At 46.3% G+C, this 18,067-nt stretch carries 17 protein-coding genes and 1 riboswitch; of the genes, 14 read left to right on the top strand and 3 right to left on the bottom strand.

Annotated features, from left to right (window positions below; translation table 11 throughout):
• The first annotated feature begins 9 nt into the window (after positions 1-9).
• Together thiM and G6R28_RS02145 are read left to right on the top strand one after the other, a co-directional pair.
• Positions 10-795, top strand: coding sequence for a hydroxyethylthiazole kinase (gene thiM / locus G6R28_RS02150; RefSeq protein ID WP_213792586.1), 786 nt, complete (start codon positions 10-12; stop codon positions 793-795).
• Positions 796-876: 81 nt separating this feature from the next.
• Entirely contained in the window at positions 877-1,269 is a 393-nt protein-coding gene (locus tag G6R28_RS02145; protein ID WP_213792585.1) for a tautomerase family protein, read from the top strand.
• 42 nt (positions 1,270-1,311) lie between these two features.
• On the opposite strand, the gene G6R28_RS02140 is transcribed toward G6R28_RS02145, so the two are convergent.
• Both G6R28_RS02140 and G6R28_RS02135 read right to left on the bottom strand, forming a co-directional pair.
• The gene (locus tag G6R28_RS02140; RefSeq protein ID WP_213792584.1) at positions 1,312-2,997 is read right to left on the bottom strand and encodes a glycoside hydrolase family 13 protein; all 1,686 of its coding nucleotides are present in this window, start codon (positions 2,995-2,997) and stop codon (positions 1,312-1,314) included.
• A gap of 82 nt (positions 2,998-3,079) precedes the next feature.
• Complete coding sequence (locus tag G6R28_RS02135) at positions 3,080-4,429, bottom strand: SLC45 family MFS transporter (RefSeq protein WP_213792583.1); 1,350 nt, start codon at positions 4,427-4,429, stop codon at positions 3,080-3,082.
• A gap of 229 nt (positions 4,430-4,658) precedes the next feature.
• Between G6R28_RS02135 and G6R28_RS02130 the strand changes: the two genes are divergently transcribed.
• The 11 genes from G6R28_RS02130 (at position 4,659) to G6R28_RS02080 (ending at position 16,726) form a co-directional block, all read left to right on the top strand.
• Positions 4,659-5,516 carry an alpha/beta hydrolase gene (locus tag G6R28_RS02130; RefSeq protein ID WP_213792582.1) on the top strand — a complete coding sequence of 286 codons (858 nt, stop codon included), beginning with the start codon at positions 4,659-4,661 and terminating at the stop codon, positions 5,514-5,516.
• A gap of 95 nt (positions 5,517-5,611) precedes the next feature.
• Positions 5,612-5,709: riboswitch (TPP riboswitch) on the top strand.
• Positions 5,710-5,790: 81 nt separating this feature from the next.
• Positions 5,791-6,360 carry an energy-coupled thiamine transporter ThiT gene (gene thiT, locus G6R28_RS02125; protein ID WP_213792581.1) on the top strand — a complete coding sequence of 190 codons (570 nt, stop codon included), beginning with the start codon at positions 5,791-5,793 and terminating at the stop codon, positions 6,358-6,360.
• A gap of 288 nt (positions 6,361-6,648) precedes the next feature.
• The gene (brnQ, locus tag G6R28_RS02120; RefSeq protein ID WP_213792580.1) at positions 6,649-7,989 is read left to right on the top strand and encodes a branched-chain amino acid transport system II carrier protein; all 1,341 of its coding nucleotides are present in this window, start codon (positions 6,649-6,651) and stop codon (positions 7,987-7,989) included.
• Positions 7,990-8,249: 260 nt separating this feature from the next.
• Entirely contained in the window at positions 8,250-9,593 is a 1,344-nt protein-coding gene (gene brnQ / locus G6R28_RS02115; protein ID WP_213792579.1) for a branched-chain amino acid transport system II carrier protein, read from the top strand.
• 154 nt (positions 9,594-9,747) lie between these two features.
• Positions 9,748-10,590, top strand: a complete 843-nt coding sequence (locus G6R28_RS02110) for a hypothetical protein (protein ID WP_213792578.1) — start codon at positions 9,748-9,750, stop codon at positions 10,588-10,590.
• Positions 10,591-10,815: 225 nt separating this feature from the next.
• The gene (locus tag G6R28_RS02105) at positions 10,816-12,927 is read left to right on the top strand and encodes an MMPL family transporter (protein WP_213792577.1); all 2,112 of its coding nucleotides are present in this window, start codon (positions 10,816-10,818) and stop codon (positions 12,925-12,927) included.
• Positions 12,928-12,992: 65 nt separating this feature from the next.
• Positions 12,993-14,171, top strand: coding sequence for a sensor histidine kinase (locus tag G6R28_RS02100; RefSeq protein WP_213792576.1), 1,179 nt, complete (start codon positions 12,993-12,995; stop codon positions 14,169-14,171).
• A complete protein-coding gene (locus G6R28_RS02095) occupies positions 14,172-14,801 on the top strand; it encodes a response regulator transcription factor (protein ID WP_187753327.1) in 630 nt (209 codons plus the stop codon).
• A 100-nt stretch (positions 14,802-14,901) separates the two neighbouring features.
• Positions 14,902-15,219, top strand: coding sequence for a carboxymuconolactone decarboxylase family protein (locus G6R28_RS02090; protein WP_187753328.1), 318 nt, complete (start codon positions 14,902-14,904; stop codon positions 15,217-15,219).
• Positions 15,219-15,626: a cupin domain-containing protein gene (locus G6R28_RS02085; protein WP_420798097.1), complete on the top strand. Its 408-nt coding sequence runs from the start codon at positions 15,219-15,221 to the stop codon at positions 15,624-15,626. Before G6R28_RS02090 ends, G6R28_RS02085 begins: the two co-directional genes overlap by 1 nt.
• Positions 15,627-15,694: 68 nt before the next feature.
• Positions 15,695-16,726, top strand: coding sequence for a zinc-binding dehydrogenase (locus tag G6R28_RS02080; RefSeq protein WP_010690847.1), 1,032 nt, complete (start codon positions 15,695-15,697; stop codon positions 16,724-16,726).
• A gap of 35 nt (positions 16,727-16,761) precedes the next feature.
• On the opposite strand, the gene G6R28_RS02075 is transcribed toward G6R28_RS02080, so the two are convergent.
• Positions 16,762-17,199, bottom strand: coding sequence for a MerR family transcriptional regulator (locus G6R28_RS02075; RefSeq protein ID WP_213792574.1), 438 nt, complete (start codon positions 17,197-17,199; stop codon positions 16,762-16,764).
• Between the two features lie 92 nt (positions 17,200-17,291).
• Here G6R28_RS02075 and G6R28_RS02070 point away from each other — a divergent pair, with 92 nt between their 5' ends.
• Positions 17,292-18,044, top strand: a complete 753-nt coding sequence (locus G6R28_RS02070; RefSeq protein WP_213792573.1) for an SDR family oxidoreductase — start codon at positions 17,292-17,294, stop codon at positions 18,042-18,044.
• The last annotated feature ends 23 nt before the right edge of the window (positions 18,045-18,067 follow it).

The following is an 18,067-nucleotide window of genomic DNA, read 5'->3' as shown; positions in this document are numbered from 1 at the left end:
GAGAAGAAAATGACGATTTTAAAGGATATGCAAGAAAAGCCGGCCATGGTCATCATGAACGGTAACCACGTCACCGAGCAACTGGTGGCCGACGTGATTTCCTATCTCGGGGGTTCCCCGCTGGTAGCCGAAGACTACCGGGATGACGAAAATCTCGTGCCGCTTGCTTCAGCACTATCACTGAACATGGGCACCGTTGCCAAAGCCGGCCACGAACGTTTGATTCACCTGGGCAAGGTGGCCAATCAACAGGCCAAACCCATCGTCTTTGATCCGGTTGGGGCTGGTGCCTCCACACACCGCAAGGAGCAGGCCGAAGCCATCATGGATTCGGTGGCTGTCAAAGTCGTCCGCGGAAACTTGAGTGAGATTGCCGCGCTCTTGTCAGGGGAAAAGGCCAAGCTCGGCATTGATTCGACCAGTAGGGCCGACGCCATCGCGACGGCGAAGAGCTATGCCGCCTTGAGCAAGACTTGGGTTGTGATCTCTGGTGCCGTCGATACGATTAGTGATGGCAAGCGGGTTTTTCAAATTGACAATGGCCACCCTTACCTGGCCAAGAACGTGGGGATGGGGGATGCCTTAGATGGCATTCTTGCCCTTGGCTTGGCCCACAGTCAAACGATTGACGAATTGGTGCAGGTAGCCGCCGTTCTACCGGTCGCAGCAGACTTGGTCATTCAAGAAGATCGTGTTCAGGGACCAGCATCCTTTAAGGTAGCCTTGATGGATAAGCTGGCTCAGCTAAGCGATCAGGAATTACAGGACTTTGCTAAGATTGAGGAAATCAAGTAGGTGTTCATCAAGTTTTTATGCTGACTGCTGCCTTCTTGTGATAACCTAGAGCTACTTAGGAAAAGCAAAAGGAGCAGACCCATGCCATTAATGAAAATTGATTTGATCAAGGACCAGTACAAGCCAGAAGAAATTAAGGAATTGATGCAGTTGTCATTTGACGTTGCCAAGGAAACGTTGTCATTGCCTGATCGCGACCGTTTCCAAATCGTGACTCAGCATGAGGATTACGAATTCAACTTCCAAGACGTTGGCTTGGGTTACGAACGAACGGCCAAGGCTTTGTTCTTTACCATCTTATCAACGCCACGGCCAATGCCCGCTAAGAAGGCCTTCACTAAGCAACTAGTTGAAACGCTTTCAACAAAGGCCGGCGTTCGACCAGAAGACGTCATCATTTCCTTTGCGACAAACCACGCAGAGGACTGGTCATTTGGCTTGGGAAAGAACCACTTCCTGAACGGTGATTTGTAATAAAAAAGCGCTCAGCTTAATAGCTGGGCGCTTTTCTTTTGCTTATTTTTGAATTCGGTAAACCTTTGATTCATAAGGTCTCAGGTCTTTACCGGCATCGTCTTGGTAGTTTGAAATCAGCAGTTCCGCCTCATCTGGTAGGGCAAAGTCACGTTCAATCGTTTCTTTTGCAAAGGAGTTAATCACCAAGAGCTCTTCTTGGTCACCAACTCGCTTGTAAGCGTATACTTGCTCGTCTTCTGGGTCGAGCAATTCATAGCGACCGGTCGTCACGATGTCCAAGTCGTGGCGGAAGGCAATCAGTTTCTGGTAGTGGTAGAAGACGGAATCCTCGTCGGCCAAGGCGGCATCAACGTTAATTTCTTTGTAGTTATCGTTTAGCTTCAGCCAAGGGTCAACATCCGTGAAGCCGGCGTTTTTGCCATCGGTCCACTGCATCGGTGTTCGAGCATTGTCACGTCCCTTGTAGTGGACGTAATCCAAGAGGGTGTCTGCATCAATTAACTGGTCGCGTTCAACCAAGTACTTGCGGGCGTTCTTAATTTCAATGTCGTTAAAGTCGTCCCAGCCAAGATTGTAAGCGTTGGTCATCCCGATTTCTTCTCCCTGATAAATGTAGGGGGTTCCCTGCATGAAGTGGAGCATGGTTGCTAACATTTTAGCGGACTTGACCCGGAATTCGGGGGCGTCGGAACCAAAGCGGGAAACGGCTCTTGGCTGATCGTGGTTTTCCCAGTAAAGAGAGTTCCAGGCGACACCAGCCAGTTCGTTTTGCCACTTGCTTAGGTTTTCCTTCAACTTAGTTAATGGCAATGGCGTGTTATCCCACTTGCCAAGAGCAGGATCGGCATTCTCATCCAATTCCATGTGCTCGAATTGGAAGACCATGTTGAGCTCGGAACCGTCCTTTGCCGCATAGCGCTTAGCGTTTTTAATGTCGACGTTGGAGGCTTCCCCAACGGTCATCAAGTCGGCATTGTTGAGGACTTTTTCACGCATCTCTTGCAGGTAATCGTGAATCTTAGGCCCGTTAGCGACCATGTCGTTGGAACTAGCGTAGTGGGCATCGGTTGGCACTGGTCCATCGGGGAGGCCGTCCGGCTTTGAAAGAAGGGAGATGACGTCCATTCGGAAGCCGTCGATTCCCTTATCGACCCAGCGGTTCATCATGTCAAAGACCGATTGGCGAACTTCGGGGTTGGCCCAATTCAAATCGGGTTGACCCTCGGCAAAGAGGTGGAGGTAGTATTGACCAGTTGCTTCATCGAATTTCCAGGCCGGACCAGAGAAGAAGGAACCCCAGTTGTTGGGTTCGTGGCCATCAACTGGATCGCGCCAGATGTAAAAGTCACGCTTGTCGTTATCCTTCGAGCTCTTTGATTCGATAAACCACTGGTGCTTGGAAGAAGAGTGGTTGACCACCAAGTCCATAACAATCTTAATGCCGCGGGCATGGGCCTCTGACAATAGCGACTCAAAGTCTTCCATCGTTCCAAATTCCGGATTGATGGCCTCGTAGTCGGAAATGTCGTAACCGTTGTCTTCGTTTGGTGAGGCATAAACAGGATTTAACCAAATCACGTCGGCGCCAAGCTTTTTGACATAGTCCAACCGACTTTCGATTCCCTTTAGGTCACCGATACCGTCATGGTTGGCGTCCTGGAAGGAACGGGGGTAGATCTGGTAAACGACGGCTTTTTGCCACCACTTAATTTGATTTTCTGTCATGAATAAATCCTCCAATTGAATCGTTTTTCGGCTTTGTTAATGAGCAATTGCTTGCCATTATAGCGAAGATTTTCTGCTGGGTCTACCGTTCGTCTTTGACAAGCCAGATGCTAAAGGCGCCAATGACAAAGAAGAAAGCGCAGAGGTAAAACATCTTGGCCATCGAACCGCCTAAGGCCGGTAGGATGAGAAAGGAAAGGGATGAGGCAATCATCTGTGGAATACAGATGAAGCAGTTGTAAAAGCCAAGCAGGGCGCCGTTGTGTTCGCCGTCCAAGGCGTTGGTTAAAATCGTAAAGGGAATGGTGATGATGGCGATCCAGGCAATGCCAAAGAGCACAAAGGCTAAAATCGATAGTGCCTGACTATGACCAATGGCAATTAAAAAGAAGCCAATGGCGCCGAGTAAAAGGGCGATTGTATAGACTGGTCGGCGGACTTTTTTGGAAAGTTTTGTGAAGAGCAGGCCGAAGACAATGGCGACGGCACAGTAAACGGCTTGGAGCAGGCCAAACCAATTACCGGCAGCCTGGTAGGCGGCAGAAGACGGATCAGTCGTTTGCCAAATGGTTTCGGCTAGAGCTCCGGTTGAATAAGTCCACATATAGGGAATGGCCATCCAAACAAAGAAGGCGGCGATGCCAAGGCGCCAAAAGGATTGGGGCGCCCCTTTTAAAGTCAACCAGAAGGACGTTTTGACCACGTCCCTTTTAGCATTTGCCTTTTTTCGGTAACGGGCCATTTCTTCTGGACTATATTCCTTGACCGTTTTGACGGTAAAGAAAGTCGAAAGGCCCAGAATCAAAGCCGCTAGGTAGAAGGATACCCGAACGGATTGGGGCACTTCGCCGACTTTGGCCGTGTTCGAAAGTCCAATGGCAGTCAGCAGGAAGGGAGCGCCAAAGGCGGTTAGGGCACCGAGCGACCCCCAAACGTTTTGCAAAGACCAGAGGGTTTGCGACTGCTCCTCGTTGGCCATGTCTGGAATGATCATTTTGAAGGGCTGCTGGGCCACGTTGCAGGCCAAATCGATAAAGAGCACAGCAATGGCCGCAAAGATTAATGCTTCCTTGGAACCAAAACCGAAGCCGAAGGAGCCGGCGTTTGGTAAAAGAAACATCACAACCATGGCGACCAGACTACCCAAGATTAGATAGGGCATCCGTCTTCCATAGCGGGGGTGCCAGGTTTTATCGGAAAAGTAGTCGACCAGAGGCTGCGTTACTAAGCCGGCCAGGGGTGGCAGGATAAAGAAGAAGCCTAGGCGGTTTGGGTCGGCCCCGATGGTTTGAAAAATGCGCCCCATGGTACCGGTTTGCATGGCAAAGGCAATCTGAGTGCCAAAATAACCAAAGGTCATGAGAAAGATTTGCTTCTGACTCAGCCTCGGCAAGCGGGATTGGACGCTGTGTTTGTTCTTGTTTTCTTGCATGGTTCAACCTCAACTGTTTGTTTTGTCTGCGAATTCGTCGCTTCGCACTCTTAAGGTAAGCGCTTTCTTTTACGGAAACAAGAAAGTCTCCCTGGATCAAAGAAAAGTTGGCAAAACTGGTATTTAATAGACAAATCGACAAAAAATGCCCTGGCGAACTCTACCTAAAAGATGTCCAACCAGTAAAAGCGTATAATAAAAAGTAAGCAAAACTTATAAAGGGGCAAACATGAAAAAACACAGTCATATCATGACCATCATTATCATCGTTTTTCTCGCACTGATTGGCTACGCCGTCTTTGAATCCCTGTCGGCCCACCAGCAGTCAACCAACTCAAAGACAACGGTTTCCGGAAAGACCGCCACCGTCTTTTTCCACGGCTACGGTTCGTCTAGAAACGCGGAAAAGTCCATGGCCCAGTACTTGGTTGACCATGGTTATTCGAACCGCCGAATGGATGTTACAGTCAAGGAAAACGGTGAGGTCAACATGGGTCGGACCATCACCGATTCCGATAAGAATCCCTTGATTCTGGTCCAATTTGATAGCAACAAGAACCAGGACTTTAATAAGACGGCCGACTGGGTCAAAACCATCATGACCAACCTGAAAAAAGAGGGAGTCGATCAGGTCAACCTGGTCGGGCACTCGATGGGGAACATGGCGATTGCTTACTACCTGATGAATACGGCCAAGGCCAATAATGATACGCTCCCCGTTGTGAAGAAGCAGATCGATTTGGCCGGGACCTATAACGGGCTGATGCTGACTGAAAAGGAGTCGAATTCCGCCCTGTATGATAACGGTCAACCGATGAATCAGTCGGCCTACTTTAACCGGCTGCTGCCGCTGCGCGACTACTACCAAAGTCACACCATACAGGTCCTAAACATCTATGGCAATTCGCAGGGGGCCGGCAACAACGACACCACGGTCTACAACAACTCGTCCAAGTCGCTCAAGTACTTTGTCCAAAGTCCTTCGACCTACGAAGAGAAGTTAATCACCGGTGCTGATGGTCAGCATTCAAAGCTCCATGAAAACAAGGAAGTCGACGCAGCCATGTTGGCTTTCTTGAAGAAATAAAAAGGAAAGACGTATGAAAATACGTCTTTTTTTTATTGGGCAAAAACTTGTCAAAGTTCTGTTTTTCGACGTATAATAAAGGCAACAAAAAAATAACGTCCGTTTAGGGGAGCTCGTTGAGCTGAGAGTGCGTAAGCCGACCCTTTGAACCTGTTGTGTTAAGACACGCGTAGGGAAAACAGAAAAAGACAAACAACAACGTTTCGTTCTGCTTTTGCTGTTCCGGAAACGTTGTTTTTTTGTGGTCTAGCATGAGTTAAAAAGGAGAGAAAACATGCAGAACACAAAGTCAAAGAACTTGCGCTTCATCACGGAATTGGCACTCTTTACCGCCTTGTCCGTCGTCCTCAGCTTCTGGTCATTGCGCCTCTGGGGTGAGGGGGGCTCGATTTCCTTCCAAATGCTGCCAACGATGATCATGGCCTATCGTTATGGCTACAAGGGTGGCTTAACAGTTGGCTTCCTCTTTGGAATGATTAAGTTAATTTTGGGTGCCTACATCTTGACGCCCTTCCAAGCATTCCTGGATTATCCCTTGGCCTTTACGGTCGTTGGCTTTACCGCTGTAACGGTACCAATGGTCAAGAAGGCCTACGCCAATAAGGAAATGGGCAAAGGGGCCTTTTGGTTAACGGTTGGTGTCTTTGTTGGTTCCTTTCTTCGCTTCCTGTCACACATGCTTTCAGCCGTGATTTTCTTTGGTTCATACGCACCAAAGGGTGAAGGGGTTTGGATTTACTCTATTCTTTACAACGGTTCTTACATGTTGCCATCATTCATCGCTTCGGCAGTCGTTTTGGTCATCATTGCCCGTGTCTATCCAAAGATGGTTACGGTTGACTAAAAAGGGAACTTTGTCATTTGTTTGAAATAAAAGTTGACAGGGTTCACTCATTTTGCTTTAATTAAAGTATCAAAAGAAACGAGAAATCACATGAACAAGAATTTGACTTTGAATTTAGCCGTCGTCGTCAGCGTCGTTATCCGTTAGGATAGGGTGCTGAATTTTTGGCCTGCCTATCCGAGATGAGGATGGGCAGCTGAGCGAAGTCAAATGACGAAGCCGGTTGCGCAAGCAGCCGGCTTTTTGTTTGGTCTGATTATCGACTTTCTAAAAAATAGGAGTACGCACATGCACGAAAAACATGCGAGTAAAAAGGATATCTTACTCATTACATCCCTGATTTTCGGTCTCTTCTTTGGGGCCGGAAACCTGATTTTCCCAGTTCAGCTGGGTCAGTTAGCCGGCGCCCACGTCTGGCAAGCCGTTTCCGGCTTTCTTTTGACAGGTGCTTTGTTGCCGTTCTTGGCCATGCTTGGTATGGCCTTGACTAAGTCAACGTCGGTTTTTGACATCGCCAAGCCGGTGGCTGGTTGGTTTGCCACCATCATGGTTATCGCCGTTCACTTCTCACTGGGCCCACTCTTTGCCACGCCACGTACGGCGGCCACGGCCTTTGCCATGGGAATTGCGCCCTTGGTACCGACTGCCTACCAGCAGTTGGCCATGATTCTCTTTTCAGCGCTCTTCTTCTGGTTGGTTTACCGCATGACTTTGAAGGAGTCCAACCTGATGAAGTGGGTTGGCCAGTACTTGAATCCCTTGTTCTTGATTCTGATCGCCATCATCTTGATTTTGGCCTTAATCTTGCCAATGGGTGGTCTTGACCAAAAGGTGACGGGGGCTTACCAGGCTTCCGCTGCCTTCCAGGGAATCTTGGAAGGGTATAACACGATGGATTGTTTGGCCCTTTTGGCCTTTGCCGTTTCCGTTGTTTACGCTGTTCAAAACATAGGCTTTGCCGAAAAGCAAGTGCCCAAGCTCTTGGCCAAGTCTGGTTTGCTGGCCATCCTCTTGGAATCATTGATCTACGTTGCCACGGCTTTGCTGGGCACTTCTTCTCTTGGTATCATGAAGATTGCTGACAACGGTGGAACGGCGCTTTCCGCCATCATCACGCACTACACCGGTAACGTTGGCATTCTTTTGACAGGTGTCATTGTTACCCTTGCTGTTTTCACCACGGCCATGGGACTGTCAGCCTCCTTCTCACAGGATCTGCACCGTGTCTTCCCAAAGGTTTCTTATAAGAACTGGTTGCGCGTTATTACGATTGGTTCCTTCATCACGGCTAATGCCGGTTTGACCAATATTATTGCCTTTTCAACGCTGGTATTGATGGTCATCTATCCCTTTGCATTGGCCTTGACGATTTTGGCCGTTTCCAACAAGTGGGTCAAGCAAAACCGCTTGATGTACCGCATGGTCATGGCCTTCATTGCCATTCCGGCTTTCTTGGATGGCCTCTTGGCCTCACCAGCAGCATCAACGGACTGGGCGCAGGGGATTGCCAGCACTTACCACAAGCTGATTCCTTTGGCTTCAGAAGGCTTTGGCTGGGTGATTCCATCCCTGATTGGGGCAATCATTGCCGGTATTTTGCTTTTAATTCAAAAGAAAAAGGGAAATTAACCTTTGACAATCTTTTCTCATCATGCTTTAATAAATTTATCAAATTAAGTGAGTAAACAAATGACGAATTCATTCCAAAACAACCAAGCCATTATTATCAGCATTATTATTCCATAGGGATAGGTGCTGATGTTTTGAGCTGCCTATCCGAAATCGGGTAGGCTGCTGAGGAAATGAGTTTTTGACCAGCTGCGTTTTACGTAGCTGGTCTTTTTATTTGGTTAAAACTTAAGCTGAGAAAAATAAAGGAGTTTTTCATAATGGAAAAGCAAAAACTAACAACGAAGCAGCTCTTTTTAGTCGCTTCGCTCATCTTCGGTATGTTCTTTGGTGCCGGAAACCTGATCTTCCCAGTTCAACTGGGCCAACTGGCCGGTCACAATTGGCTGCCTGCCGTCCTTGGCTTCCTTTTGACAGGGGCTTTGTTGCCATTCCTGGCCATGCTGGCGGTTTCCTTAACGGATTCAAAGTCCGTCTATGACATTGCCAAGCCGGTTGCGCCATGGTTTGGTACGGTTATGCTGGTGGCCATCCACTTCACCATCGGCCCGCTTTTTGGAACACCCCGTACGGCGGCCACGGCCTTTGCCATGGGTGTGGCACCACTGGTACCAGAAGGCTATCAACAATTGGCCATGTTGCTCTTTTCGGCAGCCTTCTTCGGCTTAGCCTATTTCTTGACGGTCAAGCAGTCCAACTTGATGAAGTGGGTTGGAAAGTACCTGAACCCCATCTTCTTAGTTCTCTTGGGCTTGATCTTGGTTTTGGCTTTGGTCTTGCCAATGGGGGACTTAACTCAGCACGCTACTTCCGCCTACCAGCAGCACGCAGCCTTCCAAGGAGTCTTGGATGGTTATAACACAATGGATGGGCTGGCTCTCTTGGCCCTGGCCGTTTCCGTTGTTTACGCCGTTCGGGCCCTCGGTTTTACCGGTTCAAACGTTTCGAAAGTCTTGGCCAAGTCGGGACTAGTCGCCATCTTGATGGAATCACTGATCTATGTCGCAACTGTTCTGCTCGGTGTGACTTCCCTTGGAACCATGAAGGCTGCTGCCAACGGTGGAACGGCCTTTTCTGAAATCATCACGCACTACACGGGTAACGTTGGGGTGCTTGCCACCGGTGTTATCGTGACCTTAGCTGTCTTCACGACGGCCATGGGCCTCTTTGTTTCCTTTGCTCAGGATTTGCACCGCGTCTTTCCAAAGGTTTCTTACCTCTGGTGGTTGCGCCTGATCGCCTTTGGTTCTTTCGTCACGGCCAACGCCGGTTTGACCAACATCATCGCCTGGTCTGCACCAGTCTTGATGCTCTTGTATCCATACGCTCTGGCTTTGACTTTGTTAGGGGTTACCAACAAATGGGTCAAGCAAGACGGCACGATGTACCGCTTTGTGGTCGCTGCTGTAACGGTGCCCGCCTTCTTGGATGCGTTGGCTGCCTCACCATTGGCTAGCCAAGCCTGGGCTGCAAACGTGGTTAAGGGCTACACGACCAACTTGCCACTGGCTGCCGAAGGCTTCGGTTGGGTGCTGCCAGCACTGGCTGGGCTCGTTCTGGCACTTCTCTGGAAGTTCTTCAAGAAAGAGGAGCTCGGTAAGTAAGTTTACTTATAATTATTGGCTATAAAAGTCGCCTCCAAAGGAGACGGCTTTTTTGCTTTCTTAGCTTTACAGAAACCGCTCCTTTCGCTAAACTAAACAGAAGAAAAGAAAGGGGATTGACCATCTTTAATCCTCTAGTAAAACGGGAAGAAAAATGACCATCAACGAATTAATCGAGCGCAACAACGAATTACGAGCTGGACTGAACGAAGAAAATCAAAAATTTTACGATGACTTTTTAATATACGCGCGCACCACTTCCTGGTTGAAGGATGAACAAGCGGTCGAGGAGCTCTTGTTAAACAGCCTGCAGGATATTTTGAAGGCGCAAAAGAATGGACAATCGGCCGCTGATTACCTGGGTAAGAACCCGCAGACGGCTGCTGCAGCCTTACTAAAGAAGCTGCCCATTCACTGGGAATCCTTTGCCAAGCTGCTTTTCTACGTCTTCTTCGGGTATCTGGCCATCGCCTTCATCCCAGCCATCTCCGTCCCTGGCAAAGTCGTCGACCTCGGTGCCTACTTGTTGGCTGGCCTCTATCTGACCTTGGCCGCCTGTCTGACCACTTGGCTGATGGGCACCGCGGTGACCTTATTCCAGTCGATTCGACTGCCAAAATGGCTGAAAACAGTGATCACTTGCGTAGTGGGGCTGGCTTTAATCTTCCCGGCCTTTGCCATCTCCTTGTGGTTGAAAACAGCGGTTCGCTTTTCCTTTGATGGCTGGGTAGGAATCGCAACGATTGTGGTCATGCTGATTATCTTAGCCATTTACCAAAAAATTGCTAAGGCTAACCAATTCATCAATCGGCCCATCTACTACTACATTATCTTCCAAGCATTAGTCGGCATTGGCACCCGTTTGCCATTTATGGAGGGACTCACGAGCACAAAGAATGGCAAGCTTGTTCTGGCAGCTTTGCTGGTTCTTGGCTTGATCATCTTCTGGCTTGTTTCCTGGCGGATGTTAAAAAAGCTGAAGAATGACGATAAATAAGATAAATAAAAACGAACATCATCCGATGTTCGTTTTTTTATTTGACTTTTACATAGCGGGAACGGGAGGCAATGGTTAATGGGACAACTATCAAGAAAATTCCAAGACAAATACCAATAGGAAGCATTGCCCAAAAGGGCAAGCAATTATCGCCCTAAAGTTTAACATCTCTTCGTTATTCATCGTTATAGTGAAGGCTGTGATTTAATTAAAGGAGATCTACTTATGGGAAAAGCATTAAGTCGACTAGGTGGCTGGATATTCAGCCATGCTAAGTCGACAATCACAATCGTTCTGGCGATAACAGCATTAGTCATCGGGGCCGCCATTCACCAGGGAGCTGACTTTGCGGGGTCATCTCTGAACTTACCAAATTCGCAGTCGCAAAAAGCGATGTCGGTAATGAACAAGGAATTCTCGCAAACTGATTCGTCAAAGGGAACTATTAAAATTGTTTTCCACAGTGAAAATGGTCAAGATTTAACATCTACTGATAATCAAAATAAGATTCAGGAATTGTTGAATCAAGTTCAAAAACAAGAGCATGTAACGAATGTTGTTTCACCAGCAAATTTGCATAGTTACAGTGCTGATAAGAACACGGCTTATGCAAGTGTTAACTATGATCAAAAGAAAGAAGACGTTTCTGCAACAGAAATTAATCGGGTTAAGAAGCAACTTGCCACTACGCGTGATGCAAAAATTCAAACCGAACTTTCTGGAAACGTGACGTTCTCAACAGTTGAGCAAAGTGAAACGACTGAGGGCGTTGGGATTATTGTTGCGTACGTGGTTTTGGCCATCACATTTGCTTCATTACTGGTCGCTGGCTTGCCAATTTTGTCGGCTATTCTCGGCTTAGCTGTTTCAATGATGATCGTTATGCTTTTGACAAATGTCATGAGTATTCCTTCTACTTCTTCAGCTTTAGTTGGCATGATGGGGCTAGCTGTTGGTATTGATTACGCTCTCTTTATCATTTCACGTTACCGTCAGGAAATCGCTCTTGGTAAAGAACGCAAGGAAGCAATGAAGTCTGCAATGTCGACAGCGGGAGTATCCGTTGTCTTTGCCGGTGCTACCGTAATGGTAGCCATGGCTGCCATGGTAGTGTTGAAAATCGATTTCCTTGCAACAATGGGAATCGCAGCTGCCATCGGGGTCTTCTTCGCCGTTTTGATGTCATTGACACTTGTACCGGCTATTTTGTCCTTATTGGGTAAGCGAGTGACGGGTCAAAAGAAGAACCGAATTTTGAATCTTTTTTCAAAATTCCGCATCAAGGGCGGCTTTGGTCGCTTCGTTGTTAAGCACCGTATTAAGACCTTGATTTTGGCAATCGCTGCCCTGGTATTGATTGCCATCCCCGTTCTTCACATGAACCTTGGATTGCCAAATGATGGGGAAAGTTCACCAAAACAAACGGAACGTCGCGCTTATGATATGCAGAAAGCAGGATATGGCGATGGTGTGAATGCAACTTTGGTTGTTATTGCTAAAACGGATGACGCCGCTAAGGCCAATCACGCTGGTGATGAAATTAAGCAACTAAAGAATGTGGCCAACGTGACACAAGCAATGCCTGGAAAGTCAGGAAAGTACTATTTGCTTACTGTCACACCGAAGACGGATTCGAATGATCCGAAAACAAAGAAATTAGTGACCGATATTCGAGACCTTTCAGTTAAGAAAACACAGGCTTCACTTATGGTCACAGGAGCAACAGCGATTAACGTTGATGTAACGAATGCCATTGCTTCTGCTATACCAAAGTTTGCTTTGTTGATTATTGCCTTTGCCTTCATCCTTTTGATGATGGCTTTCCGCTCAATCCTGATTCCATTAGTGGCGGTTGCTGGATTCGGTTTGTCACTCTGTGCAACCTTAGGAGCCGTTGTTTGGATTGTACAAGATGGAAACATGCTTGACTTCTTCCAGATTCCGTCAAAGGCATCGTTGCTTGCCTTCATGCCCGTTCTGGTGATTGGGATTATGTTCGGACTGGCCATGGATTATGAGATTTTCTTAGTGAGTCGAATTCGTGAAGAGTATAATCGAACAAAGGATACGACTCATTCGGTGATTGTTGGCCTGCAAGAAAACGGGACAGTGGTCTTTGCTGCTATCGTCATTATGGCTTCTGTTTTTGCCGGCTTCATCTTCTCTCCTGAAGGGATCATTAAGTCAATTGGTTTGTCCTTCACTTTCGGTGTTATCTTTGATGCCTTGATTGTTCGCATGATCATTGTACCTGCGGCCATTGCACTATTTGGTAGGGCTAACTGGTATCTGCCAAAGTGGTTGGATAAAATTTTGCCACAGTTACACGTTGATTAAATTAAGAAAAGCTAGTTCACAGTATGGACTAGTTTTTCGTACATAAAAAGGAATTCAAACTAAATATGACGGAAGAACATACGACCATTATTCAGAGAGAAACCCTACGCGGATTACGATTACCCTTTATGCTCTGGGTAATTCTTGGTACGGCGATTGCTCTTTATGCTAGTTTTCAAGAATTAACGCCGATGGATGTGGTGATGGTATCTGGCATTGCGATAATCCAGGCAATTCTGATTGCGGTGACTTTTAAAAAAGTCATGATTCGTCAATGGTCAATGACTGCCCAAATATTAATGTTAATGCTGGTGATGTTTATCATTCACGGGCTAGGTTCGGGCGTGATTCTCTTAGCTATTTCACCAATTTTAATCATTCAAGCGATTATCTTTGAACATCTTCGCTGGGCCAATATATCAGCAATCGTTGCTTATGGCATCTTTTTCTTGGCTTTTGTTATTCGAGATTACAATATTGGCTATATTCTTTTTTACATCGAAGTGGCATCGTTAATGTCGTTAATTATTTTCTTATTTGCTAAAAATTACCGCAGTAGCTTGAATAAGCAAATCGATCTTCGTCATGCTAATGCTGAAATACAACTGGCCTATAATACGGTTGATCAATTAACGGCGGCACGAGAACGAGAACGAATTGCTCGTGATTTACACGATACATTATTACAAGATATGACTGGCCTTTCCATGCAATTGGACGTTTTGACTAAGCTACTTGAAAGGGGGAATGTTGATTCAGCCAAGGAAATTGCAGATAAGGCGAATCGACTTGCGAAGGAAACGTTAGTCGCCTCACGTCAAGTGGTAACCGCGATGAGGGATAAAGAGGAGCAGAATGTTTCGTTTCAAAATCAATTAGATATTCTTTTAAAGACGTTTTATTCGAATTATAATTTAAGTGTTCAGCGGCAAATACAGACCCAAGCAGTACTAACTGAACAGAGAGCTGCTTTACTAATTCGTGTGATTTCGGAAGCCTTAATGAACATCGTTAAACATAGTCAGTCAGAATTTGCTCTGATAAAAATAAACGAAGACGAAAAAGATTTGGTCATTCAAATTATCGATTACGGAGCGGGATTTGACGTCAAGCAGGGTAAAAAGCGGATGAAACACTATGGCTTACAGGGGATGCACGAACGTGTAAGTGAACTTAGTGGGACAATTGATGTAGAAAGTAAAATTGGGGAAGGAACGACCATTACCATTCGGTTGCCAAAGTAAATGAACGTTTTAATTGTTGATGATCATATGATTGTACGAGAAGGATTAAAATTAATTTTAGAAAATGCCGATCGTGACTTTCAGACTCTTCAAGCTAGCAATGGTCAGGAAGCAATCAATCTTTTAAAGTCGAAAACCGATATTAAACTTATTTTACTTGATATCAAGATGGAAAAGGTTGATGGGATTGAGGTGATGCGCTTTGTTTCATCGCACTGTCCTGAAATTCCGGTCATTGTATTAACCACTTATGATACTGATGAAGTGGTCAAAGAGATGTTGGCTTTAGGAGCCAAATCATTTTTGCTGAAAGATGCGGATAGCGATAAAATCATCGAAACGATATCGCAGGTATTGGCAGGAAATACCGTTTTATCAACTGAAATGGCAGCAAAGGCTTTCCGTACAAAAAATGATGCCATTGTTTCGAATGCTCGACTAACCGAGCGGCAACAAGGCATCTTGGATTTGCTGGTAGCAGGCTTTCGTAATAAAGAGATTGCCGAGAAAATTTTTGTCTCCGAACGAACAGTTAAAAATGAGTTAACTCAAATTTATAATCAGTTCGGTGTTTCATCGCGATCGGAAGCGGTCGCCTTTGCATTTAAATATGGATTAGTCAACGAATAAGAACAAAGTGGAAATAATTCTTGCTTTGCTCTTTTTAGCTTTGTTCTTGACCTAAAGTTAACTTTAGGGTGTAAGGTGAATCTATCAAATGGAGGTGAATATGACAGAAAAAGTAACAGCAGGTCGTGATCGCTTGGGGCAGGTTGCGTCTGATTTTGCCCGGTATAATGATGATATTTTGTTTGGTGAAGTCTGGGCCGACAAAACGTTGCCACCAAAAACAAGGAGCATTGCCACCGTTTCAGCCCTCATGTCGATGGGGGCTTTTGAGCAATTGCCCGTTCATATGGCAAAGGCCAAAGAAAATGGCGTGAGTGAGAAAGAAATGGCTGCTTTGATTACCCAACTGGCCTTCTATGCTGGTTGGCCAAAGGGCTGGTCTGCCTTTAACATTTTAAAGAAAGTATACGGAGAATAATGATGGCGAACTTTGATAAATTAAAGAACGGTGGAATCTTTGGCAAAGGTGTCTTGAATCCTTATGGCCAGTTTTTCATTGGTGATACCTTTTTGAATGGTTTGACAACAAGTCCGGATGAAAAAATTTCAGTTGGCACGGTGACTTTTGAACCTGGATCACGTAATAACTGGCACATTCACCATGATGGTTACCAAATTCTCTTGGTGACCGATGGGGAAGGATGGTACCAAGAAGAGGGACAGCCCGCACAATCATTGAAGCAGGGTGATGTCGTGGTGACGAAAGATGGAATTAAGCACTGGCACGGTGCAAAGGTCGATTCCTGGTTCGAACACATTGCCATCACAGCCGGAACACCTGAATGGTTAAATCCAGTGAGTGATGCAGAGTATAACAAGTTATGAGCTACTTTGCATTCATGAGCTAGGTGGTTCACAATGGTCGTAACGAGTATGAAAAAGGAGATATAACAATGAAAGCAGCCGTTTTTGTTAAGCCAGGACAGGTCGAGATGCAAGAAGTGGAGAAGCCAACCATTCAAGGGCCAAAGGACGCCGTGATTAAGACAGTCCGTGCTTCGGTTTGTGGGTCTGACCTCTGGTTTTATCGGGGAATTTCAAAACGCGAATCTGGTAGCCAAGTCGGCCACGAAGCCATTGGAATTGTCGAAGAAGTTGGCGCAGGGGTGACGAATGTTAAACCTGGCGACTTTGTCATTGCGCCCTTTACTCACGGCTGTGGGGAGTGCCAAGCCTGCTTAGCCGGCTTTGACGGTGATTGTCTTGACCCTAATAAGGGTGGTTCAACTGGTTATCAAGCGGAATACATCGGTTTTAAAAACGCCGACTGGGCCTTGGTTAAGATCCCGGGACAGCCAGAAGACTATACAGAAGATCAATTAAAGTCCTTTATGACTTTGTCAGACATTATGGCAACCGGTTATCACGCCGCAGCGACTGCTGAAGTCAAGGAAGGTGACACGGCCGTTGTCATGGGTGATGGCGCCGTTGGTTTGGCCGGTGTTATTTCTGCTAAGTTGCGTGGGGCCAAGCGGATTATTTTAATGTCCCGACACGCTGACCGTCAGGCCCTCGGAAAGGAATTTGGCGCAACGGACATTGTCGAGGAACGTGACCAAGCAGGTATTGATCATGTTATGCAATTGACGGGTGCTGGTGCTGATGCCGTTTTGGAGTGTGTTGGTTCCGAGCAAGCGGTTAATACTGCCGTAAAGTTGGGCCGCCCTGGTGCCATTGTCGGCCGTGTTGGTATTCCACAAGATCCAATGATGAATACCAATAACCTGTTCTTTAAGAACATCGGCTTGCGCGGTGGAATTGCGGCGGTCACGACCTATGACCGGGCCTCACTCCTACAAGCGGTCTTGGATGGCAAGATTAACCCTGGTAAAGTCTTCACCAAGCAATTTGAATTGAAAGATATTCAAAAGGCCTACGAAGCAATGGACAAGCGCGAGGCGATTAAGTCCTTGCTGGTCTTCTAATTACGAAATAAAAAAGGCGCTTATTGCGCCTTTTTTTAATGTTCAAATGGGAAGTTCTCTTGGATTTGCTTTGGTAATTGGTCAAAGGGGATTGCCTTAACGGCCTCTTCTGAGCCTAATTTCATTGCTGTTTCGTAATACCAGCACTTATAACGCAGCAGGTTATCGACTTGCTTTAAATCGTTTAACTGTTTTCCAACTTGGGCGCGTTGATTGACAAAGAGGTCTTTTCTTTCTTCAAAAGTTTCGGAACCCATTGTTGTCCAGTCCATGAATTGTTTGATGTCGGGAATGGATAGTCCGGATTTCTTTAAACATTCAATTACTTGAATGCCGGCCAACTCCTTATCAGAAAATTTCCGAATCCCGGATTCACGTTGCAGTCCAGGGAAAAGTCCTTCTCGATCGTAGTAGCGAAGGGTTGGTACGGAAAGGTTTGTTTTCTTTGAAACTTCACCAATTGTCAATGTCATCAAATTTCTCCTTTACCTAAAGTCAACTTTAGGGTTTAACATAAAACATGTTAACAGAATTAATTGAAAAAGAAAAGAAATGAGGTTTTTAGATGGCAATTAAAAACAAAGTTGTGATTATTATGGGAGCAACTTCCGGAATGGGTCGTGCGACTGCTCTGAAGTTAAACAAAGAAGGAGCAAAAGTCTTTATTTCCGGTCGTCGAAAAGAGCGCATAGAAGAAATTGCTAAGGAAGTGGCTTACCCAGAAAACCTGAAGTACTTAACTGCGGATGTTTCACAGCCCCAGGAAGTGCGGGTGGTGATCGACCAGGCAATTGCGGACTTTGGTCGTGTCGATGTACTCTTTAACAACGCGGGTGTGATGCCGCTTGGACAGTTGTCAGATCCAAATTATGATATCTCGGTTTGGAAGCGTATCTTTGACACGAATTTGATTGGTGTACTAAACGGTATCAAAGCTGTGCTACCACAAATGCAAAAGCAGCAGAGTGGCCTGGTTATTTCGACTTCATCCGTTGTCGGACATGTCGTCATGCCCGCTGGTGCCGCCTACTCTGCATCAAAGTTTGGCGTGCGTGCCATTATGGAAACATTGCGGCAAGAAGAAAACCAAAACGGGATTCGTTCGGCCATTATTTCACCAGGTGCAACGAATAGAGAACTAATTCATTCAATTGGTAACGAAGCCATTGAAAAGAATTTATCTGAGTCATTCGGTAATGATGCGGATTATTCACTACGAGCAGAAGACATTGCCAACGCCGTTGCCTACATGGTTGACCAGCCAGAACACGTGGATGTTAACGAGATGATTATTCGTCCACGAAAGCAAGAGCTTTAAAATAATTTCTTTTGGATAAAAAT

The organism is Fructobacillus papyrifericola (genome assembly GCF_018437235.1).
GTDB lineage: Bacteria > Bacillota > Bacilli > Lactobacillales > Lactobacillaceae > Fructobacillus > Fructobacillus papyrifericola.
Note: the sequence above shows the minus strand (reverse complement) of the source record. Positions and strands in the feature narration are given on the sequence as shown.